The 24,955-nt window shown below is 57.6% G+C and carries 16 protein-coding genes and 1 pseudogene; 5 read left to right on the forward strand and 12 right to left on the reverse strand.

Translation table 11 applies throughout. The features are described from left to right. Positions 1–435 precede the first annotated feature (435 nt). Both HFP54_RS16245 and HFP54_RS16250 read left to right on the forward strand, forming a co-directional pair. A complete protein-coding gene (locus tag HFP54_RS16245) occupies positions 436–2,058 on the forward strand; it encodes a YopA family protein (RefSeq protein WP_168565913.1) in 1,623 nt (540 codons plus the stop codon). Then, positions 2,055–3,695 carry a hypothetical protein gene (locus tag HFP54_RS16250; protein ID WP_168565914.1) on the forward strand — a complete coding sequence of 547 codons (1,641 nt, stop codon included), beginning with the start codon at positions 2,055–2,057 and terminating at the stop codon, positions 3,693–3,695. The genes HFP54_RS16245 and HFP54_RS16250 overlap by 4 nt, the downstream gene beginning before the upstream one ends. A 210-nt stretch (positions 3,696–3,905) precedes the next feature. Here the strand turns inward: HFP54_RS16250 and HFP54_RS16255 are convergent, their stop codons facing one another. Further along, entirely contained in the window at positions 3,906–4,307 is a 402-nt protein-coding gene (locus HFP54_RS16255) for an integrase core domain-containing protein (RefSeq protein ID WP_168565915.1), read from the reverse strand. Between the two features lie 140 nt (positions 4,308–4,447). Between HFP54_RS16255 and HFP54_RS25700 the strand changes: the two are divergent. After that, a pseudogene (locus HFP54_RS25700) lies at positions 4,448–4,860 on the forward strand (transposase); the annotation flags it as partial. Then, positions 4,834–5,043, forward strand: a complete 210-nt coding sequence (locus HFP54_RS16265; RefSeq protein WP_168565917.1) for a hypothetical protein — start codon at positions 4,834–4,836, stop codon at positions 5,041–5,043. The pseudogene HFP54_RS25700 and the gene HFP54_RS16265, both read left to right, overlap by 27 nt. Positions 5,044–5,056: 13 nt before the next feature. Here HFP54_RS16265 and HFP54_RS16270 read toward each other — a convergent pair whose 3' ends face one another. The 3 genes from HFP54_RS16270 to HFP54_RS16280 are packed head-to-tail and all read right to left on the reverse strand — an operon-like array spanning position 5,057 to position 10,012. Beyond that, positions 5,057–5,659, reverse strand: coding sequence for a hypothetical protein (locus tag HFP54_RS16270; protein ID WP_235951893.1), 603 nt, complete (start codon positions 5,657–5,659; stop codon positions 5,057–5,059). A 12-nt stretch (positions 5,660–5,671) separates the two neighbouring features. Beyond that, on the reverse strand, positions 5,672–7,825 hold the full coding sequence (locus HFP54_RS16275; protein ID WP_168565918.1) for a DUF116 domain-containing protein: 2,154 nt from the start codon (positions 7,823–7,825) through the stop codon (positions 5,672–5,674). A 54-nt stretch (positions 7,826–7,879) separates the two neighbouring features. Continuing rightward, entirely contained in the window at positions 7,880–10,012 is a 2,133-nt protein-coding gene (locus tag HFP54_RS16280; RefSeq protein WP_168565919.1) for a prenyltransferase/squalene oxidase repeat-containing protein, read from the reverse strand. 283 nt (positions 10,013–10,295) lie between these two features. Here HFP54_RS16280 and HFP54_RS16290 point away from each other — a divergent pair, with 283 nt between their 5' ends. Further along, positions 10,296–11,174, forward strand: coding sequence for a glycine-rich domain-containing protein (locus tag HFP54_RS16290; protein ID WP_168565921.1), 879 nt, complete (start codon positions 10,296–10,298; stop codon positions 11,172–11,174). A gap of 139 nt (positions 11,175–11,313) precedes the next feature. On the opposite strand, the gene HFP54_RS16295 is transcribed toward HFP54_RS16290, so the two are convergent. From HFP54_RS16295 to HFP54_RS16330, 8 genes are all read right to left on the reverse strand, one after another. After that, positions 11,314–12,066, reverse strand: coding sequence for a response regulator (locus HFP54_RS16295; protein ID WP_168565922.1), 753 nt, complete (start codon positions 12,064–12,066; stop codon positions 11,314–11,316). Positions 12,067–12,423: 357 nt separating this feature from the next. Further along, complete coding sequence (locus HFP54_RS16300; RefSeq protein WP_168565923.1) at positions 12,424–16,062, reverse strand: chemotaxis protein CheB; 3,639 nt, start codon at positions 16,060–16,062, stop codon at positions 12,424–12,426. 251 nt (positions 16,063–16,313) lie between these two features. After that, positions 16,314–16,994 carry a histidine phosphatase family protein gene (locus HFP54_RS16305; RefSeq protein ID WP_145298738.1) on the reverse strand — a complete coding sequence of 227 codons (681 nt, stop codon included), beginning with the start codon at positions 16,992–16,994 and terminating at the stop codon, positions 16,314–16,316. After that, a complete protein-coding gene (locus HFP54_RS16310; protein ID WP_168565924.1) occupies positions 16,991–17,401 on the reverse strand; it encodes a hypothetical protein in 411 nt (136 codons plus the stop codon). The genes HFP54_RS16305 and HFP54_RS16310 overlap by 4 nt, the downstream gene beginning before the upstream one ends. Next, positions 17,398–19,242, reverse strand: coding sequence for a GntP family permease (locus HFP54_RS16315; RefSeq protein ID WP_168565996.1), 1,845 nt, complete (start codon positions 19,240–19,242; stop codon positions 17,398–17,400). Before HFP54_RS16315 ends, HFP54_RS16310 begins: the two co-directional genes overlap by 4 nt. Before the next feature lie 154 nt (positions 19,243–19,396). Further along, positions 19,397–20,155: a tRNA (5-methylaminomethyl-2-thiouridine)(34)-methyltransferase MnmC2 gene (mnmC2, locus tag HFP54_RS16320; RefSeq protein ID WP_168565925.1), complete on the reverse strand. Its 759-nt coding sequence runs from the start codon at positions 20,153–20,155 to the stop codon at positions 19,397–19,399. A 42-nt stretch (positions 20,156–20,197) separates the two neighbouring features. Next, positions 20,198–21,730: a serine/threonine protein kinase gene (locus HFP54_RS16325; RefSeq protein WP_168565926.1), complete on the reverse strand. Its 1,533-nt coding sequence runs from the start codon at positions 21,728–21,730 to the stop codon at positions 20,198–20,200. Then, positions 21,730–24,942 carry a hypothetical protein gene (locus tag HFP54_RS16330; RefSeq protein ID WP_168565927.1) on the reverse strand — a complete coding sequence of 1,071 codons (3,213 nt, stop codon included), beginning with the start codon at positions 24,940–24,942 and terminating at the stop codon, positions 21,730–21,732. Before HFP54_RS16330 ends, HFP54_RS16325 begins: the two co-directional genes overlap by 1 nt. Positions 24,943–24,955: the final 13 nt, after the last annotated feature.

Below are 24,955 nucleotides of genomic sequence, written 5' to 3' on the forward strand. Positions count from 1 at the left end.
CATATTCGCCCGCAGTTCAGCGACCAAAGCTTTGCCGCACTCCACCCATTTGCGAGGGAGAATGGCGGGCGAATCGGAAGCAGGCAACGAGACTTGGAGCATCGTTCCGCCGTGGCTGTCCAAAACTGGGGACACCGGTGTCGGCCACCGGAGCATGATACTGCCGTCCAAGACACGCAAAAACTCCGCGTACATTTTCTCGCCCATATTCTTCTTAGCGTCTATAGGCAACATCGGCGCCGGTATCCACGACGGTAGCGACAGAGGCGTCAACAAAGACCAAAGCCGCTGGACGCGCTCACCGAAGCTAAATGAGTACTTCAGGCAACTTGCTGATCGAAAACCATGGTGCGTTCTCAAAGTCCTCCAGGCTTCGTTGGGGTTAGCCAGCTTGAGCGAAATAATCCTAGTTGTCGTCATAGGGCAGTGATGCCTGTGTCACTCGTACCTCAATCTGCTGGCGCTGGCCTCGGCTTCCGCAAGTGGCATGCACCAGGCAAAATGGATGAACCAAACATCGACTTGGATGATCTGTCCATTGCTGTGACATGTCGTGCTTCAATGCAGCTTTCGTCGGCGCGTTTCAGTGCGAACCTCAACTTGGCGCACGATGTCTTTTTCAGTCAACCAATCGCCTGCAGGACTTTGAAACCAAATCCACAAATGCACGACAACCAGTTCAAAGATTATCCCGACGCTGTTGAAGCCCTCGTTCCAACGCGTACCGTTAATGCAGCCGTGACGTTGTATGAGGGAAAGCTGCACTTTCGCTCTCATGGAAAGGTTATGGATGGAGAAGGCCGAGTTGAAATGAGTTGGTTACCCTATCCAGCGATTCGGTTTCATACAACGGTCGTCGCGCGGTCCGGATTCGACTTTCTGGATAACGATGCTGCAATCGAAATGGTAGACTGCTGGCCTGGAGTTTTTGTGGATGTCCATCCAGAGTCAACCGCCGTTATGTCAATGGAGGATCGCATTCCTGTATCAGGGAGCGTCTCGGAATGGAGTTGTGGCGATGAAATTCCGGTCACGAGTGCAATTGCGCACTTGGTCAACTTCTGTTTTTTCAAAGGCGACGTCATCAAGAACGATTTGGCTGCATTCTGCGGCCGGGCGGAGTTGCTTTCACGGGAGTGGACGGTGCATCTCGATGAGGTTTACGCCGGAGATTCAAAAAAACAGCTCAAAGCGACTAGAGGGCACGCGATAACCCATGTGGCTCGTATCTCGAGGAATGATGCGGCACCATTCAAATTGAAGGACACCAAAGACCTGATTGAGGCGTTGGACAATTTTGCTTCATTTGCGCGTGGTCAGCGTTGTGGCGTGTCGATTGTCGTTGGCTTGGACGACGAGGGTTCCCAGGTCTCGCACATCTGGAAAATGCCGAAGGTTGACGGATATCGTGATATCCGAAATTGGTTTAGCGATGCAGTCGACAACAATCTGTCCGACTGCTTTCCCGGTTTCATGCAGAGATTCGAGGATGTTGTTTGGCAAAAGTCGATTCGCGATGTCATCTATTGGTATCTAACTGCCACCTCATCCGGTGTATCTATCGAGAACGGCGTGGTGCTGGCCCACATTGCGTTTGAAACTCTCGGATGGACGCTCCTCGTTGAAGATTTGAAGTCGCTGTCGTCGAACGGTTACGACAAAATCAATGCTTCAGACAAACTGCGTCTCTTGCTTTCTCAAGCCAAAATACCGTTGCAGATTCCAACCGAACTGGCTTCGTTCAAATCGTTTGCGAAGGGTGAGAACTGTCAGGACGCGTCGGATGCACTGGCCTTATTGCGTAATGCCTACGTTCATCCAAGTCCCAACAGTCGGAAACGGCTCGACCGGACGGATCCCCAAGCTCAATATCAGGCATGGGTTCTAGCCATGTACTACTTGGAGCTGATTTTGCTATACCTGTTTGATTTCAATGGTGAGTTTTCAAGCCGACTTGTCAGTGGTGGATGGAAAGGTGGCGAAGTAAGACATGTGCCCTGGTCAATGCCATCTGCGCCGACCAGCGGTTCGTCAGCAACGCCGGGCACAGAGTCATGAGTCGAATTGAACTTGATCCGGAGGTCGCACTCATCGAAGAAACGATTGATTCTGCGTGCCTGAGCAATCCACTGATGAAATGCAGTCGCGACCTCGCGATTTGGACGTATCTGGCATTCTGTGAGGACATGCTGTTCAAGGAGCTTAACCAAAACCCGCAAGGGCCGAAACGATCTGCAATGTTTGCAGATCGGCTCGTCAATACAATGAAATACCCAATCAGATGGATTTGGGAGAATTGCAATCCGAATGGTCACCTGAGCCGTGAACACAACGAACAACGATACGCGGCAGCTTGGGATTTATCAAAGCTGGCTGACGAATACGAACCGTTTGAAACCGTCTACATTTTTGCGAGGGCCGGTTTCCTCAACCTCTCCGCAAACGGAGCCGAACTCGTCCACAGCGGCTGGACTGAGAATATGCAATGTGAAGCCTACGATCATCTGACCGATGAAGGTACGCTCTGTGAGCAAACTGATCCGCAAAGCCTGTTTGATCGCATTGCCGTAATGGTTCGAGTTAAACGCGATCGGTTTTCTTATTCGCTCACACCGGGATTAGTTGAATTCGCACGTGAGACGATGTTGCCCATCACTTCATCCGCAACGAAACTACCGCAAGGATGGAAGTTTCCTAGATTCACATTAGGGCAATTTTATGATGTCACGTCATGCATTCGTGCTATCGCAATGATTCATCAAATGGCGAGATCAGCTGCGGCATACAAGGGTTGCGAAGTGCTTGGATTACGTGATTCCGTTTTTGTCGAGGGTAGGGATGATCTTGTCTCGCGACTCTGCCGCTATACGGCGTTTGAAAGCGACACGGTCTATGACATTCTCGAAACGCTCACCTACGGTTCGTCTGGTCAGAAAAGTCTTGATCCGGCGTTGCAACCGTTGCTGTCGCTTAGCAACGAAAAACTGGCGATTTCACCAGCACTATGGATAAATTTGGATATCGAACGCAACTTCTGTGTACTTGCCAATCGCGTACCGTCTGCGCGGGATGCCTATAGCGGAATGAGCGAAGACCGTTCCAAGCTACTTGACCGTATGCTCCGAGATGAACTCAGTTCGTTGTTCTTGCGTTTCTGGAGTGGAAACGTGCCAGGTCGTCCTGACCTACCGGACTTCGATCTTGTGCTTGTCGATTCAGCATCGAAGATCGCTTTGATTTTGGAACTCAAGTCGTTCATCCAGCCCGCAGAGCCACGAGAAATCATTGATCGTTCCAGCGAGATCGCGAAAGGCGTGAGCCAAATCAAAATTCTGCGAGAGTATGCGGCCAGTCACGAGAGTGAGTTCTGTCAACTGCTCGATATTGATGCTGAGTATCGAATCAGCTTCGCCGTGGTCAGCCAAAACTCAATCGGCACCGGGAACGTCCAAGATGTGTCAACTCCCGTTGTCAGAGCCTCGCATTTGATTGACTCTCTCCGGACACGCGGAATCGCGCCGACCTGCGACTGGCTGGAATCGCGAGCCTATCTTCCAATCGAGGGCAAGCACTTCGACACTGTTCCAACGCAACACGAAGTCGCAGGGAAAACCTTGACTTGGTATGGCATTCGACCACTGGTTGACAGCTTGGCGGTGCAAGACTCGCGAGATACAACGAGCTGGCATCACTGAATCTACGACAGCTTCCATTGTCATTTTTCTTTGAATTCGGATTTACCAAGAACGCCGCAAGGGCGGACTCCACCGTCTATTGAGTGCATCCGGTTTCATCGGCCGACGCTTCTTGCGATCACTCGAACTATCATTAAGTCTTAAAGCGTTCTGTATTCTCAGATTCGGACGTCGAGCAGGAATGGAATGCCCCCATTTCCTGATCCACGGTTATGCGAGTACGGGTTGGTTAAAAGATTCCACAGTGGGCTGCTTCCGCGAAGGGAGCGCAGCGAACGAAGCGGAAGTAGCCCACTGTGAAGCAAAATCCGCTGGGGCCATGCCACCGATGCCGCTGTGCGGACGTCGATGGTTGTACGTTTGACGCCATGACTCAATGATCGACTGTGCCTCGGACAAGCAGCTGAACAGCTCGCACGATAAACACTCATCGCGAAGCCTGCTGTGGAAGCTTTCGACGTAGCCGTTCTGCCAGGGACTGCCCGGTTCGATGTAGGAAGTCCCCACCTCAATGAAGTCCAGAAAGGAGCGGACCGCCTTGCTGATGAACTCCGGGCCATTGTCGCTGCGGATGAACGACGGGATGCCGCGGCTGACGAATAGGTCGCTCAACAGCGCCACCAAATCGTCGCCGGTGAACTTTCGACCTGGAATGCTCCCTAAAAGCTGTACCAGGCGTTACGAAAGCTCATCAGCCATGATTGGCGAAAGGACTTTCAATGAAGAAGCGAAAACGACACTCACCCGAATAGATCGTCAAGAAGCTGCGCGATGCCGATGCGATGCTGGCGGCCGGCAGGACTGTCGGCGAGGTTCTGCAATCGCTGGAGGTAAGCGAGGCGACGTTGTCACGCTGGCGCAGCCAGAACGGTGGGATCAACAGCGAGGAAGCCAGGCGACTCAAGAAGCTTGAAGAAGAGAACCGTTGACTCAAGAAGATCAGCGGCGATCAGGCGTTGGATATCCAAATGCTCAAGGAAATCACCCAGGGAAATTGACCAGCCCTCAATCGCGTCGCGATGCTGTGCAGACGCTCTAGCGGAAGTTCTCCGTCTCGGAGCGTCGTGCGTGCAACGTGCTCGATCAGCCGCGATCGAGCCAGCGATAGGTAGGGCAACCCAAGGATGAAGGCGCGCGGTTGACGAAAAGAATTCTTGAGTTGGTCGGATTTGTGTCGGCGGGAGGTGAGACATTCGATAAGTTCGAATCGGCGGACAACGCGATCGTTGACAAGGCAAACGATCGGGAGTTTCCCGCGGCGGAAGAGATCGTGCTCGGTCCGATGGTCGGCGGTGCCGTCGCGGTGGACGTTGGGTTCTGGCAGGCCCCTCGTCGCATCGCGGTCTAAGACGCATCGCGGCTTATGATTCGGGCAGTGCCGCACCGGCGATTTCCAGCAATTGGATCGCGGGTTCACCGTTGTAGAAGATCAACGCGGTGCGACCGTACATGGTGTCGCCCACTTGGGTCCGCATCATCGTTGAAAGGCACGGGCCCGCTTGGACTTTCCACAGTTGGCACAATTGGACGTCACGGTGCACGTTGTGTTCGATCAGCACCTTGCCCAGCGGCGTGGACTGTTCTTCGATACGACGCCAGCATTCTGGTTGCAACGCATCGATCCGCAGACGAACGATTCCGTACAGCGCGATGCGATGGCTTTGACGCGTGGCCAACAGGATCTCGCGGCAATACCAATTGTCGCGTTTGTGGCAACGCTGCACATGAACATCGACGGGTTCGCCGTGATAGGCCTCCACCGTCTCGGTCATGTGTTCGCAGTGATTCAGGATCCCGTTGTAGGGTTCGGGAATCGTGTCGGCATTGCTGAAGTCGCCCAGCTGTGAACCCACAGCATCCAAGTCGTAGAACTCCGCCAGTAACTCGGTCAGCTCGATGGTCGGGCAAGCGGACCGACCCGCGGAATTGGAATCGTCGTCCGGTGTGGCGGTACCGTTGGTCATGCAAACACCCAATCAGGTCGTGGAAACGTTTCCGGATGCGGTGACGGGCAGCGAGCCCAACGATACGACGTCGGGTGACGGCAAATCGGGCCGCTGCAAAACCGTATCGACCAAGAAATACAACAAACGGCGTAACGAGTCAGGGCTGATTTCATCGGCGACCTGTTCGGCACGTGCTTGGTGCTTGTCGACCAGCGTCATCGCAGTACTGAAAACGTCACCGCGATGGTAAAGCCGCCGGATTTCGGCAAGACGTTCGGAATTTTCTTTCTCCGTCGCGTCTTCCCGCGGAGTGGCCAGTTCCATCAGCCGCCGCGAATCGCGGTCATCCAGTGATTGCAGTGCCAATGCGTACAGCAACGTCGGGCGGCCGCCCAACACGTCGCCGCCACCGACGACCTTGTTGTCCGGGTCGCTGAAATCGCCGATGTCATTCAGAATCTGAAAAGCGACGCCCAGGTTTCGGCAAAACCTGCGGATTGGTTCGACATACTCGGTGGCATCGCCGGCCAAGCGGATTCCGCTGAACAGGGCGGCTTCGAACGCGGGTGAAGTCTTCAGGGCATAAACCTTCAACGCATCGATCGGTTCCAGGCTGCGGTCCATCGTGTCCCGCCACAGCAATTCGGCACCCTGGCCTTCGGACAACCGCGTGTGTGCGGCGGCCAAGTTGTCCAGCACGTCCAATCGTGCCGCGTCATCGATCGATGCATCGGAGTCATCGTTGCCGCGTCGGCTGAGCAGTCGATAGCCCAAGCCGATCAGATAGTCGCCGACGTTGATTGCCGTCGACAGTCCGAACCGTCGGTGCACGGCCAACTGGCCGTATCGATACGCATCATCGTCTTCGATGTCGTCGTGGACCAAGCTGGCTTTGTGAAAGGTTTCGATACATAGTGCGGCGCGTCGAACGGCTTCGGGGATCGAATTCAGCGTTCGCTGCGCATCGCTTGGCAAATCATCGGCATCGACGTCATCGTGGTCGGCGGCCTCGGTCAATTTGCCGCCGGTCATCGCGTCGTAGGAAGCCAACGTGATGAAGGGACGCGAGTGTTTACCGCCGCGATGCAAAAAGTCGTACGCGATGTGTTCGGTCGCGGCGATCGGGTCGATCGTTTGAACTTGTTCACGGCTGACCGCCTGTTCGCCCAGGCTCAAGTCGCCGCGCAAGCGGGGGGCCAACTGGTTCAACGATTCGGGACCACACAATTCGCTGGCCGCACGCATCAAGTGCACATAGCTGCGTGTCTTTGCCTTGGCCGGTTGATAGGGCGTGCGAATCATCGCATCGACCCACGGTTCGTCGACTTTGGTGTTCCGGCAATCGCTGGACAACAGCGGAACCGCCATGCACGGGATCCCGGCCAACAAGACTTTATCGATCGCCTTTTCCAAAACGTTCAAGCAGGCCACACCGATGACCGCGTCGACATAGCCGCCGACGATGATTTTCATCACCACCGGTGAACCTTCGGCGACCAACACACGATAGCCCATGTCTTCGGCAAGTCCGCGGAAATCCGCGATGCTGCAGGCCCCACATTCTTTACAATTCATGCCGAACTGGTCGTAATCCGCCGGACAGCCTTCGGCGTGTTTCAAGCAGTGCGGCAGCAGAAACAGTCGGCGTTCCGGTGGGACCGATGCCAACTGGTCCCGCCAAAATTCGCTGCTAAGCATGACCATCATCCAGCCGACGTAGGATTCCGGCAGGTCGGCTTCTAGCAACGTTTGTCGGGCGACGCGTTCCATTTCGTCTTTGGACAGCGGCACGTCGCGTGGCAACCGGGCAGCAACCTCCGCACAGCGCGCACGCAAGCTTTCCCGCAATTCCAACGTCGGCGGGACTTCTTTCAAATGACTGGTTTTTCGCCGGCCTTTGGGCTCGTTCGACGGAGCAACCGGACTGGTCGTCGCGGCTCCAGATACTTCGCTGGGGCGGAGTCCTGTGGACAAACCGATTTCCTTTTGTTGGTGAACTCTGGAAGCGAAAACCAAATGATCATCGGGGCGAATCGTCTGCCAACCCGATGGCGGGCGATCCGGTGGTGCGCCGACCGCGTCCGACGTGGACAAACCGCGGATGTTGATCGGTGCGGTGATCGTGGGTGACAGGCGGGCGGTCGAAGATTCGGGAACCTTGGCCGGTGTTTGATGGCGGGTCATTCATGTACGGCGACCTGAAACAGGCTTCGCCGGGTGCGACCATTCTATCGAGGCCTAGCCCGGCTTGCGGCCCATTTCCGATGAATCCGGGGCAATTGATCGCAGGAAAGTCGCCAACGCCGCGATGCTGAAAACGATCGGATACAGTCGCTCGTGGTACCAAAGCTTTGCAAAATAGAAGCCGATCGGCCAGGGCTCCGGCGTCGTGTCGGCCCGCCATCGGTCCACCAGGAAACCGGCGCCGCGGGTGATCGCGGCCAGGCAAGCTTTGCGGTCAATTCCAGCGGATTGCCGTGGTTCGCCGTCTTGACCGATTTCGGCGGTCTGCATCAGCACCCGTCCGAGGGCTTCGACGGCCTGGGCGGTTTCCTCGACCGAACTTTCGACGGCCCCCGGCACGGTCGAATCGGTGACGTCACGCCGGACCGATCTCCCGTCGCCGCGATGGTTCCAATCGGTTGCGTTATAACGGCCGACGGATTTGCCGCCCCCCCAGCCTCCATCGGCGTTCTGGTGGTCGATCAGCCAACGGGTGCCTTTGGCAAGCATCGACGTCAATTCTTTCAGCCCCATCCGCGGCGTCGTGGGCCGGTTCGGTTCGGCCGCTTGTTCCGATTGGCGTTTCCACTGGTCCGCGATGCAGACCAATACGCGAGCGGTCCCGTAAACCGGATTTTCTTCGTCGTCGCGGTCTTGGTTACCGAACCACAGGGGCGTCCAAGATCCGTCGTCGCGGTGTTGGCGTCGCAAGAAGCGAAACCCAAAAGCCACGGCCGCGTCGATGGCGCGGATCAAGTTTTCGTCCCTGATCGATCCGGTGGCCACCGCCGCCTGCAACGCGCGAATCGCATGGGCGGTCAAGTCGGTGCTGCTGCGGTCGAACGGCAGTTTGCCCCAGCCTCGGCAAAACGTCGGCCAGCCACCGTTGCGGTTCTGCAGACGGATCAGCCAAAGGACACCGTCCATCACCGCGCGGTCGATGTCTTGCTGCTTCGCCAGAGCGACCGATTCACGGGCACGGCACAACGCCAGAATCGCCGCCGGGGTGTCATCGCTGTCGGGCACTGCACCCGACAGATCCGTCCATCCCCAGCCGCCGGGCTCGGCACCTGTGAACGGATGACGCTTGCGGTGTTGGCATGCCAGATGCCAATCGACCCAAGCCTCGTCGCACCAACGTTGGTCGTCCGAATCATCGGTCGACAAAGCCAACACTGATAGCGACGTGACCCATGTGGCCAGATTCGTATCGATCGGCCAACTGCCTTCGTCGGTCATCGAACGCAACAGAAACAACAGCCCCTGTCGCGCGACCGTCACATTGCTGCGTCCGGTCGCCGCCAGACTCATCACCACGAATGCGGTCAAGGGTGTTGCTTCTAAATAGCCACCGCTTTCGGGCTGCATGTCTCGCAAAACTTCCATCGTACGGTCCACGCTGGCCGAACGAATCCAACGCACCGGAGGCAACGGCTTGGGCCCCAGCAGAAAACGCGCCTGTCCCATCGCCACCAACGCCGGGACCGCATAGCTGACCACCGGCACTTGTAAGAAACGATACATCGACTGTGGGAACACCGCCGCTTCGAACGGTAACGCCGGAATGTGCCCCCAATCCAGCAAGCCAGCGATGGCCAGATTCGTCATGATCGGGACGACGAACGTCTTGTCCTTTCCGTAACGTCGCCGAAGTGCATCCAATCCACCGGTGCGATCGATGTAGCCCTGCAGTCCTTTCAAAACACCACTGGATAGACCGTTTCCCGGCCCGAGAGCTTGGGCTGCCAATTCCGATGCCGCTAGAACCAGATAGCTGGTCGCGATGTTGGACAGGCTGCGGTCGGTGTCGCCGAATCCTCCGTCGCTGTTCTGCTGCGTTGCCAAATAGGCGATGCCCCGCTCGATCGACTCGGTCACGTTGGCCGCCGTCATCTCCGGTGCAACGTGCTGTAAGCCGAACAGCGGTCCTGTGGCGTCCAGTGATTGGTTCTGGCGATCCATCAACAATGCGGACATCGCGCTGACCGCGGTCGCCGTTCCCAAAGCCGACGGCGACAAGGTTCCGGTCCAATGCGACTGCATGCCCCGATCTTGCATCAATTGATCGCGCAGCGTATCCAGCGTCGCTCGGGCTTGGCGTCGCAGCGTCGTAACGGCGTCGGCGGCAATCGGATCCGGACTGGACATGAAAATTCTTGTTTTCGTTGCTTTTTTTGAGCGCCCCGCATGGGCGAATTCAGTGCCATGGCTGGGGAAGACTCGGGTGCGGCAAATGCCCCGGGAACATCCGAAAACTGGTAAATTTTTGCCGCGTTTCGGGTTCGCCCAACAGGACATCCATCGTATCCGACGCGACTTTTCCATCCAGCCGCCGCGCCGACATCAGCCGATGGCGGTTCACGATCATGTTCCGCCCGGATGATCCGGCGGCACGACCGATCCGGCGGCCCATTGAATGAAGGGAATTCAGATGCAGCGACCAGTCACGACCGGACCCGCCAGCGAATCATCACCGTTGTGGGGGCGGATCCGCGAGTTTTCGTTCGATCACGGCGACGAACAACTGACCTTTGCGGCGCGTCTGGCCAGAGAGAACGGATGGAGCCAAGTCTTTGCCAACCGTGCCATCCAAGAATACAAACGGTTCATCTACTTGGCCGTTTGTTCGGGGCACAGCGTGACCCCGTCCGATGAAGTCGATCAGGTTTGGCATCTGCACCTGACCTACACCCGTTCGTACTGGCACGATTGGTGCCGTGACACATTGGGCAAAGAGATTCACCACGGTCCGACCAAGGGTGGACGCAGCGAAGGCGAAAAATTTGACCAGTGGTACCGCCGCACCAAGGACAGCTATCGCGAACACTTTGGCGAAGACCCACCGTCGGATTTATGGCCGGCGCCCGACGTTCGATTCGGACCGGACACTCAGTGCCGCCGGATCAACACGAATCGAAATTGGGTGTTGCCAAAGCCGACGTTCATGACAGGCCTTCGCACCGGAGCCGGTGTTGCACTGCCCGCCGTCGCAGGTGGTGGCCTGTGGTTGATGCTGGCCGACGAAAATCCCTTCGTCGAAAAGAACGATTCGTTCAGCCTGGCAACCGACGGCTGGATCCTGTTTGTCGGGTTCGTCCTGGTCGTTTTCGCGCTGAAGACAATTGGTCTTGTTGTGTTCGGCGGCAAGAAGCGACGTCGTGGCGGCCGCGGTGGAAAGTCCGGCGGATCATCGGGGTGTGCGTCTGACGGCGGCGGCGGATTCTTTTTCGGCGGCGACTCGTCGTGCGGATCCGATTCGGGATGCAGCTCCGGGTGCGGTGCCGGATGTGGCGGCGGTTGCGGTTCGTGACCGGTCGACCGGAGAAAGCCTGCGTTCAAAGCGGCTGCCGAACTTCGTCCTGAGGCTCGGCGGCCAATTGCGCGACAACCCGTGAACTGTCTCTATCCTTGAGCCGATGATCACAGTTAGCGCAAAGATGTGGCCCGGATCAGGCTGCGGTTCCTCCCGCAGCAGCCGACTGTAGCTCACGCACCAGTCGGTCCGGATTCAAGGGCTTGCTGAACCATTCGCGGATGCCCGTCTCTCCGCCATCTTCCAGGCCCATTTCCGATGGGCTGGAACCGCTGACCGCGAACACCGGAAGTGTTTTGCCTTGTGCTTTGATCCGCTGAAGGAACGTCGGTCCGTCGCAGTGCGGCAGGTTCATGTCCAACAAAACGAAATCCGGTTTCAAGCCGTCTTCAATGGCATGAAGTGCCTGATCACCGTCGTTCGCGGTCGTCACGGCAAAACCGTAATGCCGCAGAAGCCCCGCCAACAACTCGCGCTCATTCGCGTCGTCTTCGATTAAGAGGATCGCTTCTTCACGCTCGGCCGGTTCTTCTGGTCGGAGAACACTTTCCAGGTTGGTGAAGCTATTCATCAGACGACCGAGAGTTTCTTCGATCTCATCGTATCGCTCGAGCTGAATCTGGCGGCGAAGCAAGCTTAAACCGATCGTTGCGCCATTCAGAAGATTCTTGATCGCGTGTCGATGCTCGGCATCCAAGGTCTGCGAACGAGCTTCGATTGCCGCCACATAATCTTGGTCATCTGCCAATTCCGATCGCACGATCGGCACATTGGCCGGAGCATCCAAACCGACGCTGACCACCTTCCCGCGTACCCGCAAAACCTTGACGGTGATGCCTAGCGAAGGGAAGAGTACGTTCTCGTTCTCACGACGGGACAAAACGAGCATGGCGGTCTCCATTCCATACTTGGATTGATCATGCCTAAAGCCCTTTGATAGCCATCCAAAGGCTACCAGATGACGTCCTGCCAAAACCGAACCAGATCGGGGGTATCGACACCATTCCATGGCGACTTACCGACGCACAAAGGTGTATCAGTTTGAGCACTGTCGGTCAACAACTTTTCAACAAATCTTTGTTGCGACTTTCCGCAATCGCGCCCGTTTAGCAATTTGAGCGGTGTTCGAGGATGCACTGACGTGTTCGCAGGAATGCTCGGACGCTCTGACGTTGCGCATCTGCCATGGCCCTTCAAAGTGCGCGCGAGCGCATGGATTAAGTGCGGTGCCATCGTCACTTTTGGATCAGTCGCGTAGCCGGACGAAAGGTCGCAAGACATCGAACAGCCGATCGGGTTCGATCGGTTTGACCAAGTGATCATCGAATCCCGATTCAAGCGCCTTCTTCCGGTCCTCCGATTGCCCGTATCCGGTCAGTGCAATCATGCGCGTTCCGCCCAACTGCTGGTCGGATCTTGTCACCCGCGCGATTTCATAGCCATCAAGTTCGGGCAGTCCGATGTCGACCAACGCGACGTCAGGCTGATACTGTCGAATTTGTTCCAATCCCGCGCAACCGTTGTCGGCGGTCACGACCTCCAACCCCTCCAGTTCCAGCAACGAAGCCAGCATCTCAGCGGCATCCGGATTGTCTTCGATCAAGACGACACGATTGCCCACCGGACGTGGCCCCGGCTGTGGGGCAGGTTGCAGAGGTTTCTGTAGTTGATTCTTGGCAAGCGGCAGTCGGACGACAAACTCACTGCCTTGACCGGTTCCATCGCTGTGGACGCTGACCTTTCCATCGTGAAGATCGACCAAAGACTTCACCAACGTCAAACCAACACCCATGCCGCCTTGGGCGCGATCAAGCGTGGCTTCGGATTGCACGAACAATTCAAAGATGCTTTCCAGCAGTTCCGGCGGGATTCCGACACCGTTGTCCGACACCCGGATGATCGCGTTGTCGTCTTCCTTGCCAACCGACAACCGAATTTCGCCGCCGTCGTGCGTGTATTTGGAGGCATTGGTCAACAGATTGACTTGAATCTGTTGAATCCGTGCTTGGCTGCCCCAAATCAGGATGGGCTCGTCCGCAACGTTGCAAACCAACGTTTGTTGATGCTGCTTGATATAGCCATCGATGGTTTCCAGGGTTGGTGGGATCGTATCACGCAGATCAACCAAGTCGTTCTGCAGTTCAATCTTACCCTGCGTGACGCGTGCCACGTCCAGTAAGTCGTTCATCAACGTCGCCATTTGCTTGGTTTGTCTTTGAACGACTTGATAGGCATTGGATTGGTCCATCGTCGTCGTATCGGACTGATCCATCAGGTAAGTGGCGTTCAGGATGGCCGCCAACGGATTTCGAAGCTCATGCGACAGCATGGCCAAAAACTCATCGCGTCGCCGAACCGATTCTTTCAGCGCCGAATTGGCATCCTTCAGCGAACAAATGTCGGTCAACGTCAAGACAACGCCGTCGATATCAGCACCACTGCGGTAGGGCAAAATCCGCAGCATGAACCAAGTCCCGTTCAGGTCTTGGGTTTCGAAGCTAAGCGGTTGCTGAGTTTTTAGAACTTGCTCGGCATGTTCCACTAAGTTTTCATGCTGAAGTTTGTAGGTAAAGCTATCGATTCGACGACCAATGTCTTGCTTTAGAAAACTAAAGGTCTCGCCGATTTTCGGAGTGAATTTCCGAATGCATAGATTCCGGTCCAGGAAGATCGTGTGAAGATCCGTGCTGAGCAGCAGGTTGTCCATATCGCGAGTGATCTCGGTCAACTCGCTGATCTTGGTTTGGTGTTCAGCGTTGACGGTGTAAAGCTCTTCGTTGACGCTGTGAAGCTCCTCGTTGGTGCTCTGCAATTCTTCGTTCGACGCCACCAATTCTTCGTTGGTCGCCTGCAATTCCTCGTTGCTGGTTTCCAGTTCTTCGATGGTTGCTTGCAGATTCTCGCGAGCGTATCGCAGTTCCGTTTCCAAGCGTGCCACCTGTTCGGACGACGCGCTGGCCATGTCCAAGTTACTGTCGGGTTCGACAATCACCGCAGGCTGGTTTTCGGAAACCTCGACGGAAATCAGGTAGGCAGGTGGGCGTTTCTGTGCTGTTTCGATGGGACGAATGACGACGGTGGCTAAACGATCTTCACCATCAGGCAAGGTGACGGGGACTCCGCGGAACGTGATCGGGTTGTTCTCGCGGGTAGCGCGGTGGAATGCTGCCGACACCGCGGTACGTAATTCTGGCGGCAGCGAATCCAGCACGTCCCGTGAAGGCCGCCCCGGGCGATACCGCATGAAGTCGCCGCCGTTTCCAAAAACGTGCAGCAACCGACGAGACTCATCCACCAGAATTCCGTGAGGAATGTAGTGGTTCAGCAAGTTGTCATAGATGCCGATCAGGCTTTCATCGGTGCCGCGCATTCGGGGTGTGGCCGATACGCCGGCATTCGGATTGCGAAAGCCTTCGGTCGACCCCAGCGGTAGTGCACCTTCGGTCGGCAAGCGTACGTCACGCCGTTTTCGGTACAGCTTCCAATAGGATTCCAATGTGTCAAATTCATCGGCCAGTTCGCCGATCGATTCGCTGGGCCCCAAGAATAGGACTCCGCCCGTTTTCAAGGCGAAGTGAAACATCGAGATGGCTTTTTTCTGCGCCGGATTCTGAAAATAGATCAGCAGATTGCGGCAAGTGACCAAATCGATTTTGGTAAACGGGGCGTCTTTAATCAGATTGTGCGGCGCAAAGACGACCCACTGGCGAATTTCGGGAATGATCTGGTATCCGTCACGAGTCTTGACGAAATATTCATCCCGATGTTCGGCAAACATGTCGGCCAAAGCCGATTCGTGGTAGATCCCCTGGCTGGCATGGTGTAGTGAATCCTGGTGAACATCGGTTGCAAAAATTTTGACGTTCAGGTTGCGGTCGATCGCTTTGAGTTGCTGATGGATCAAGATCGCAAGTGAGTAGGCTTCTTCGCCCGTGCCACATCCGGACACCCAAACACGAAATTCTTCACCCGGATTGAGGTTTTCTAGAAGCGGTGTGATTTGATCCGATAGCCTTTCGAACGCTTCACCGTCACGGAAAAACTGGGTGACACCGATCAGCAGGTCTTTGTAAAGGGCGTTCAGCTCCCCGGGATCTTCCATCAACCATTTGACGTAGTCCGACAAACTGTTGACGCTCTTTAATGCCAGGCGGCGTTCGATCCGTCGGGTGACCGTGGAAACTTTGTAGTATGAAAAGTCGATGCCATAAGCGTCACGCAATAGTTTGAACAGACCGCCAATGTCGTCATCTTGCACGGCTGTTTCCTTCAGCATGCTTCTGGCGACTTCGGCCGGATCAGGATTCTCGATGTAGTGTTGCAACGCCTGTGGAATTTCATCGGGTGGCAACACGAGGTCGACCAGTCCCGTGTCCAGCGCGCTGCGTGGCATACCATCAAACTTGGCCGAATCTTCCGATTGGCAGATCACCATACCCCCGCAGTTGTGAATTTCTTCGATACCGCGTGATCCATCGCTGCCCGTGCCGCTTAAGATCACCGCGACCGCCCGGTGCCCCATTTCGTGAGCCAACGAACGCATGAAGTGATCGATCGGAAGCGTCAGTGACTGGGATGGATCCTTGTCGGTTAGCAGCAGTTTGCCATCGGAAATGATCATTTCCTTTTTGGGCGGAATCAGATAAATCGAATTGGGGCGTACCTCCATTCGATCTTCCACTCGATTGATCGACATGCTGGTCCATCGTGCCAGCAATTCGTCCATCAAACTCTTGAAGTCGGGCGATAGGTGTTGGACGACGACGAACGCCATCCCGGTGTCCGGCTTCATCAAGCCGAAAAACCGCTCCAGAGCTTCAAGGCCTCCGGCGGATGCTCCGATTCCCACGACGTAGGTAGGGCTGTCGGCTGATCTTGCGTTCATCTGTTTTCTCGTCAATGAGAGCCCCGGTCTGCTTCAGATTCCTGCAGATCCGTGTGAGGTCACATTGATCCCATGTAGGAAGTTCTCCTTCAAGTGAATTGTCACATGAATCCCACGTGTGCGTCGATGCGCACCATGGAGCGACCGGTGTGCTGCTTCGCTACAGCGAACTCTGCTTCGCAAGACACAACGTTTTATGGCCGCCTGAACTCAAACGCCTCGATTTCATCGACGATGCACTTGTGGTGAATTCAGTGCTCGCGTCCGGTGACCAGGCGAGCGGGCATGTGGCTGACCGAGTTCAGCCAATCCAAATGCCAAGCCTCATTCGCCCAGCGCAGACGACTGATGCCGACATTGACGATCGGTCCCAGACGTTGCATGTCCACGACGTCACCGATCATTTGGGCCAGCAACGCGCGAATGAAATCGGCGTGGATGACGGCGACAACCGTCATGTCGGAATCACCAAATTCATCAATGAAGCGCCCAACAACACTGGCAGCACGTCGAACCGTTTCGTCTTCCGCTTCGCGGTCCGGTCGATCCCACCAACCTTGGTCGCCGATGGTGTCGTCGATGACGCATTGTTCGCGGTCGGAATGAGCCAGTTTGATGATTTGCCTTCGCGATAATCCCGGCGCGCCGCTGTAGGTCGCGTCGTTGTACCCGTTGAAGCAGCCGCCACGTTCAAACACGTTGTGCCAAACGCAAACCGGTCGTGGCGATTGATCCAGATAGATCCGCGTGGTTTCCAACGTGCGTCGGAAAGGGCTGGTGATCAGCACGTCATGACGAAAGGTCGTCATCCACTGGGCCAGGTGCTGTGCCTGCAGGCGGCCGCGCGCCGTCAGCGGCGGATCACAAACCCGCTGGTGTGTCGGCCGGGCGTTGTTTTGGCTTTCGGCGTGACGGATCAGGTACAGCTTCATTGCATCGATGGGTCGAAAGACGTCGACGGATTCTGTCGACGCCTTGCCGGGTCGAACAAACGTGTACGCACGTAATCGATCATCATCCACTGTAAAAACACCAGGGCCACCGGCAGGGCGAACAACAAGAACTGCATCAATGCTTGTTGCTGCATCCACGCGGGCGCAAACCGCATCATCATGACCAAAATTGCCATCACCAGCGAACCGTTGACGAACAACAGCAAACAGGTGACCAATGACGACGCGATCGTGAACAGACATCCGGTCGCCAGCGCACCGCTGTGACCAATCGAAACCTCCGCAGGTTCCGGTTCGGTCGCCAAGGAGCGTGCCCGCTGGCCGATTGCGGCCGAAGTGGCCGGTCCAGGTGCGTTATTGGGTTGTGGTCGACGTTCGGTGGTCATTGGCCGACCAGGGGCAACACCTGGCTCATCAAAAGTGTCATCGTCAGCCCACCGAGTGAAAGGACGGCCAGCAACGGCGTCCAGCTGCGTAGCGATTCGGCTTCGGTCAGACCACCCATCTTGGCGAAGATCCAGAATCCGCTGTCGTTCATCCAGCTGCCCATCAGAGATCCCGAACCGACCGCGGTGGCGACGTAGACCATGTGGTATTCCGGTTTGGTGTCACCGATGATCGCCGACATCATGGCCGATCCGATGATCATGGCCACGGTGCTGCTGCCTTGGGCGACCTTCAGCACCGCTGCAATGGCCCAGCCCAACAGCAACAGTGTGACACCGCTGGCGTCGGAACCGGCGAACAATTGCCGAATCGATTCGCTGACTTTGGTGTCAGTCAGCATCGCACCGAACGCGCCACCGGCGGCGGTGATCAGGATAATGACACCGCCGGACATCAAGGCTTCTTCGACGTCGGTCCCCAGGGCACGCCAGGAAAGACTGCGGACGGCCTTCAACGTCAGCATCGCAACGATGGCGGCCAACAGAAGGGCGAAGTTCGCATTGCTCCACAGCGACAGCCGGTTGGCCATCTTTCGCGACGGCGAATCCCAGTCCAGCGTGCGGAACTGATCGGGAAAGGCATCTTGCAGCAGCACGCGGTTCATCCGCCGACGATCGACCGGCTTCATCCGAGTCTGGTTGGCTGACAATCCGTTCTTGACAACGTCCGACAGCGGCACGCCCAAGAACGCTTGTTCGTCGTACAGATCGGGGTCCAGCAAGACATCGTTCAAGGCATCGACATAGGCTTGCTTGGCGTCGTCGTGCGACGGCACGGTGGAAAGCAACGCACGGTCGTCATCGTCCAGACGTTGGCTTCCGACGACTCGCGCGGCCGGCGTGCCGGGCCGGGCGTCTTGGATCAACGAGACAAATTCGGAGTAGTCACGAACGTCTTCGACAGCCAACCGCGCGCGGTCTTCTTTGTCCGCCATGGTCGTCGCCAAAGTTCCGGCACCGATCAATAGGACGGGAATTGCCACCGGCAAGAACGACAGCCAAAGCGAAGGCAGCTGATCCGGCATCAACGCTTGATGTTTGTTTTCCCCGGCGGCAAGCGGCCGCATCGCGATCGGCATGCGAGTGTCAACGAACGCGGAAAAGGCCAGGCCGATGACGGCGGACGGTATTGCCACGATGACGCCGACGATCATCATCATTCCGATGTCCACGCCCAGTGTCGCGGCGACCAATAGAGGACCCGGCGTCGGCGGCACCAGTGTGTGAGTGATGCATCCACCGGTGGCGATGGCCATCAGGTAGCGTAGATAATTCTTGTTCGTGCGGCGGTAAAGGCTGCGAGCCAACGGCACCAACAAATAAAAGACGGTGTCAAAGAAGACGGGTACGGCCAGGATAAAGCCGCTAATCATCAAACCGATCGAAGCCTTCCTTTCACCGGTGATGCGAATCGCGGCGCGGACGATGCGATCAGCGGCCCCGCTGTCCAGCATGCACTTGCCAATGATCGCCGCCATGGCGATGACGATACCGACACCGCCGGCGCTGTCACCGAACGCCGAGACGACCTTTGCCATCCGCGCGCCCATGTCTTGATCGTATTGAAAGCCGACCAGCAGGCTGACGATGATCGCCGAGATGATCAGCGCCAGAAAGGCGTTCAATTTCAAACCGATGATCATGCCCAGGACGGCCACGATCCCGACGCCCACCAAAATCATCGGCGTCGCGTTCCAGTCGCTCGCCGCGGCGGTATCGGTGACGCCGGGCGTCGATGCGGCTTCCTGTGCGATCAACGCCGGCAGGCAGCCAAAGGCCATGGCGACCAGAAAGACGGCAAACAGAATTTTTGGGGATCGCATCATGCGAAAGTCTCGAAACAGGGGTGGGGAGAAGCTTGTCGGGGTGGGCAATTCCGGCGGACCGCCTGGGAAACGCCACAGTTTAACCGCCGGGGCCACCTTCGTGGTCGGGTCAGCCCCCGGACCCTGGCGAAGCGATCAAGACTTCGCGTTTGCCTCCGACGGGACCGCGGACGCGATCGACCGACCAGCCGGCGGCGGCCATGCAATCGCGGACTTGCCGGTTGACACAATACGTCACCAAACGTCCCTCCGGTGCAATGTGACGTCGCATCTTGGCGAATACGGATTCGGTCCACAGTTGCGGGTCCGTCGCCGGTGCGAATGGATCGAAATAGATCGCGTCAAACGGTTTCAGGTCATTCGCGGTTCCTGCGGGCGGCCAGTCCAGCAGGCTGATCAAATCCACGGTCAACCGCACGGTATCACTGACCGTCCAATCGACGCGGCCCGGCGCAGTTGCCGAGCGCGTGTTGGATCTCCACTGTAAAAAACGCTCGGCCAATGTTGCGTCGTCGATCCAAGATTCTGGATTCAATTGACGCAGCGTTTCCGCATCGGGAATCCGCAGATCAACCGCGTGATAATCCAATGGTGTTTGAAACCTCTGTGCCAAGTCGATCGTTGCCAGTGCGGCCATGGCGGTGCCCAAGCCGACTTCGAACACGCGTGTGGCCAAGCCCTGTTGCAAGCGGTCCGCAACACCGCTGTTGTTCAAATAGACATGACGGCTTTCGGAAATCGCACCACAGCCGCTGTGATAGGCATCGCCGAGATCGGTGCGGACCAAGGTGCGGCTGCCGTCATCGGTGATTTGAATCTGTAGATCCGCCTCGTTGGTGTTCAGGTGCGTGCGTTTGGGAATGGGCATAAGGTCACAACGGTTCGATCTGGCAAACGGCCGGGCGAAGGTTCAAAATTGCCAGTATTCATGAGCCAAGAATCCCAGCACGGCACCGATCAAAAGGCTGACCGGAACGGCCAAGGCAAGCGTGATGGCAATGGCCAGAGTGTGACTGGGACGCGGAGCCGTTTGCAGTGAACTCAACGAATTTCCGACCATCGGATCATCCGCGTCGATCGCCGCATCGCCGCCGGGAACCGGTGGTGGTGTGTCGGTGGATCCTTGGCTTTCGGCCGACGCGGAACCGGCCACCGAGTCTTCTTCGACATTGGGCCCGGATCTTCCGTCCAACCCGACGTGGTCTTCATCGACGCCGTTTTCCATCGGTGGTGGCGGGGCGGTCCAGGCTTGTCGTCGGATCGGCGGGTCGATCGCTGCATCACTGATTCGGGCGAACGGTTCCAAACGATCCGCGACGTCGGCGGCGGAGGCGACCCGGCGTTCGGGATCCTTTTCCATCATGTCGGCGATGGCGTCGACAAATTCTTCGGGCAACTCCGGTGCAAACTTTCGTGGATGCCATGGCGTCTGTTCACAGTGGCGTCGACACTTGCTGCGCGAATCGCCGCCAGGGAACGGGACTTTGCCGGTAACGACGTAATAGGTCGTGCAGCCCAGCGAATAGATATCGCTGGCCGGGCCGATCATCAGCGGGCTGCGGATTTGTTCCGGCGAAAGGTAATCCGCCGTTCCCACGATCTTTCCGGCTCGCGGATCTTCGTGAATCCCCATGCTCCAAGCCGCCAAGCCCACGTCGGATACTTTGGCAACGCCATCGGGTGTGACCAGGATATTGCCCGGTTTGACGTCACGGTGAATCAGTCCCAGTTCGTGCGCGTACTGCAACCCGCGAGCGGCCTGTGAAATGATCGATGCGGCTTGATGAACGGGCAACGGACCATGACGGCGAACGTATTTTCGCAGATCCGTTCCCGGGACATATTCGGTCACCAGGTAGTGCACGTTCCCGTCACGGCCGGCATCAAATGCGCGGACCAATTGCGGGTGGTCCAAACCGGCCTGCAACCGGATTTCACGCATGAAGCTGGCGCGTGATTCTTCGGTCGATTTTTCCAGCGGCAACACTTTTACCGCGCACTCGCGCCCCATCACACGGTGGACCGCTTTGAAGACTTGGCCCATGCCACCTTGGCCGATCCAGTCGGTGATCAAGTACGGCCCGAGCGTCAGCTTGCTGCGACCGCTGCGAAGCTGTTGGGCTTGGTACGACGTGATCACGCCGCTTTGGATCAGTGCCGCGGCCACCGCTTCGGCGTCGACCGGGCCATCGGATCCACCAGCCTTCAACCGACGCTTGGCAATGTCCACCGCGCGTGCGAACACTTGTTCGCTGATCAGTTCGCTGTGCAGTGCCGCGGTGTGAAAGAGCGTCAGCTTTTCATCAATTGATTCGCCCGCCTCGGTCGACGCCGGCTTGGGCAGCGGTCGTTCCTTGGACTGTTCGATCACCGATTTCAACTGGTCGGCGATTCGACGTGCATCAGTGGTCGGCGACGTTGCGGCTGGCGGTTCCTTTTTCATCAAGCCTGCTCCGGTGCATCCGCCTGCGTTTGATCAGAGCGTTGAAACACGACCAACAAATCAAGCACCGCATGCCCCGCGATCGAAAACTTGATCGCATCGCCATCGACGTCCAGCTTTTGTCGCAGCGCGTCCAGCGGTGCATCGATGGTTGCCTGGTCGCCGTCGAAGCGACAAGCCACAGCAACCGTGCGACAGAATCGCAGCTTGGCTTTGACCGATTGGCCGGATGTCTGCATCACACGGATGATCCCCGCCAGATGGCCGTCGTCGCGACGAAAAATGGTGACGTCCGACAATTCGATGGTCGACGGGCGACGGTGAATCAGCCATCCCTGCGGCTCCGATGCAACGGCCTGGTCGGACGGTGAAATTGGCAATGCGACAGGCGGTGCGATCACGGATTTTGCCATCGACACGGGCGCGGGGATGTCAAACCCATAGTCTATTTGAAATTCGGTCGACGTTTCACCTTGGCAACACAGCAGCGTGTCGACAAATCGCTCACCGACGCGCCGGTGATAGGCCAACCCGTGCGAGGCGACGAGTGTTTGCCGTTCGGCCTCATCCAGCACGACGCCCAGCGGCGCGACCATTCGGCGGCTGGGGGCACGGTGCAATTTGTCGCGGACGATGACCCGATCGATGGCCGATTCGGTAGCGGTGGCGATCCGCAGGGCAAAGTAGTTCTTCCAAGGTTCGCCATTGCAGGCGATCGCCGGTCGGAGCGATCCGGTGACACGCAGGTTTCGGCTGCCTCGAAGCAACGAGTATCGGAAATCAAACTCGGCCAGCATCGTCTGATCGTCGTCGACCAAACGTCCGGTCGCTTGAATCGTCCCCAGGTCGTTGCCGTTGCGAACCGTGACGACTTTGTCCGCAATCATCTGGCACTTGGTTCCCGGTTTTCCTTCGGCCACACGGATCAATCGCATGGAAAAGCGGTTGCCGCGAATCGGACCGCTGAAAACCGAAGAGATTCCGCCGGAGGACATCGAGATCTGAGCTTCCAAGAACTGGTTGCCCAGGAAATCGCCGCGAGCGATGCGTCCGTCGCCGAACCACTTGCGTCCCAGCCATCCGTGACGGCTGAACGGGCCGCCCTCCGATGCAACCTTTGGATTGCCGCGAAGAACCGAAAAACCGTGACCCGGTGCGTCGGTGGTGGCGGACCAAAAACTGCCTGTGATTGGTGTGAGATCCCAGTCTGTGTCATGTTCGCTGCCACTTTCGCGGCTGACGCCATAAACGTGCTTGATCTTCCGCGAAACCGGCTGGCTGAACCGGACCTCTCGACGGCCACCCGATGACGATGGGTTCAAGACGATTGCCGCATCGGCCGGTGAATCACTGGATGAACTTGACGTGACAACGTTGTATCCCATCGCGGCGGCCAGCCGTTCGGCCGATTCCGCCAGCCCATCGACGGCGCTCGCGGCCGGTTGCTCTTGGGGGCCGCCGTGTTGACTGGCCGACACGTCGGACGATTCCAGCCGAGCCTTGCCGCTGGCCAGATCGGCCATGGCGTGCAAACGCAGCGTTGCTTGACGGATCACCGCATCACGGGTGTCGGTGGCCACCGTGGAAATCGGATCGGCGGCGGCGTCTTCGTTGACTGCTTGGCTGAGGCTTTGCGATGCGCTGTTGCTGACGTGCGTGGGTGTTCCGTGATGGTAAGGGTGTTCGCCGTCGACGAAGTAGTCCTGTAAACGCCAGAACTTTCCCAACGCCAACGACCATGACGCCGCACGTCGCAGGTCTTGAAAACTGTCGCAGGTCTTGCCCGGCCAGTGGACCAACAGCGCGGTGGCGATTTCACCACTGTCGATTGATTCGCCCAGCTTTGCCGCCAAGTCCAAGAACGACGCGTCGCTGGTGGCATCGATCGGCTTGGCCGTCAGAGCTTCCAATTCCGTGCCGCCGGATTGCAGCACCACTTTGGCCTCTTCGCCATGTCCGGTCCCGCGACGAAAATCGATCGGGATCACGCCCACGTATCCCAGACGCCCCAGGGTGGGAGTGAAGTCCGACGGGGTGCCGCCGCAAAACCGGCCATAGACCTTGGGCGGTTCACCGATCGTCTGGACCGCCAGCGAATGTCCGTCGATCAGCGCGCGACGACCGTCGTCGAAGGACATCAAATCAAACTCGACGTCGCCGGGGCTTCCGCCGGCCCAGCCGATCTTGCCGTCTCGGATGGCAGACACCAATGTGGCGAAACGTCCGGATGAATCGTCGTGAATCGCCTGGCAAACGTCACGGTCCAGCAAGACGTTCCGTGGCGCCGCGTGAATGGTTTCCGGTGACGTTCCGGTTTCGGATTCAATTTCCGACTGCAAGCGGTTGTCGGGCATGACCTCGTGTTCGGCGGGGATGTCCGCACCGCTTGGCGGTGAAGTTGGCGCCGCGTTGACGGCGTTCGATTCGTGGGAATCCTCGACCCACGATTCCATGGCGTCTTGGCACAGGGTCGCCGGGGTCAGCAGGACCAAATCGATCAGCGACGGATCGGACGCAAAGTAGTGGTCACGTTCTTCGGCAATTGAATCGAAAGCATCGTGCATCGCGGCAACACAGGTTTCCCCGTCGCGGGCCACGAACGCTTCGGCCGCCGCGGTGGCGTGACGACGCAGCTGCATTTCGTCCAGGTTGCTGGAATACCGCAGCCGCCGGGTCATCACCTGGATTTGCAGATTGGCATAGGCCAGCGCAAAGAAATCGTCCGGCACCACCGTGCGATGGCCCGCGCGGACCGATTCGGGAAAGTCGGGCCACTGGATCGGCGACGGCGTCGTCGAATCGGTCTGTCGATTCAAACCCAGCAAGGTCAGCATCGCGTTGCGGTCCGCACCGGTCACGCCATAAGCCTGGCCGACGGCGGGCGCGGATTCGCCCGATGCCGCGACGTCTGACTGCCAATCAATGGGGGGGCAGGAAAGACCAGCCAGATCGATCAGCCCTAGCCGCTGGTCTTCGGGCATCATCTCCCGCGAATCGTCGGGGACGGCGATCAGCCGGCGGCCATCGCTGCCGGGGATCGAATCGGCACGGTACCACAGCGGGGCACCGTTGCAGGCAACCACGACGGCGGGGTGCCATAGCACGGACCAAGCCGCCAGCAGGTTGCGAGCATTCGCGTCGCTACCCCCCTTGGGAAAGTCTTCCAGGGTGGAAACGGGGACCAGAACGCAGGACTCATCAAAAAAGGGCATGCCGGTTGCAGAA

Source organism: Crateriforma spongiae (assembly GCF_012290005.1).
Classification (GTDB): Bacteria; Planctomycetota; Planctomycetia; order Pirellulales; family Pirellulaceae; genus Crateriforma; species Crateriforma spongiae.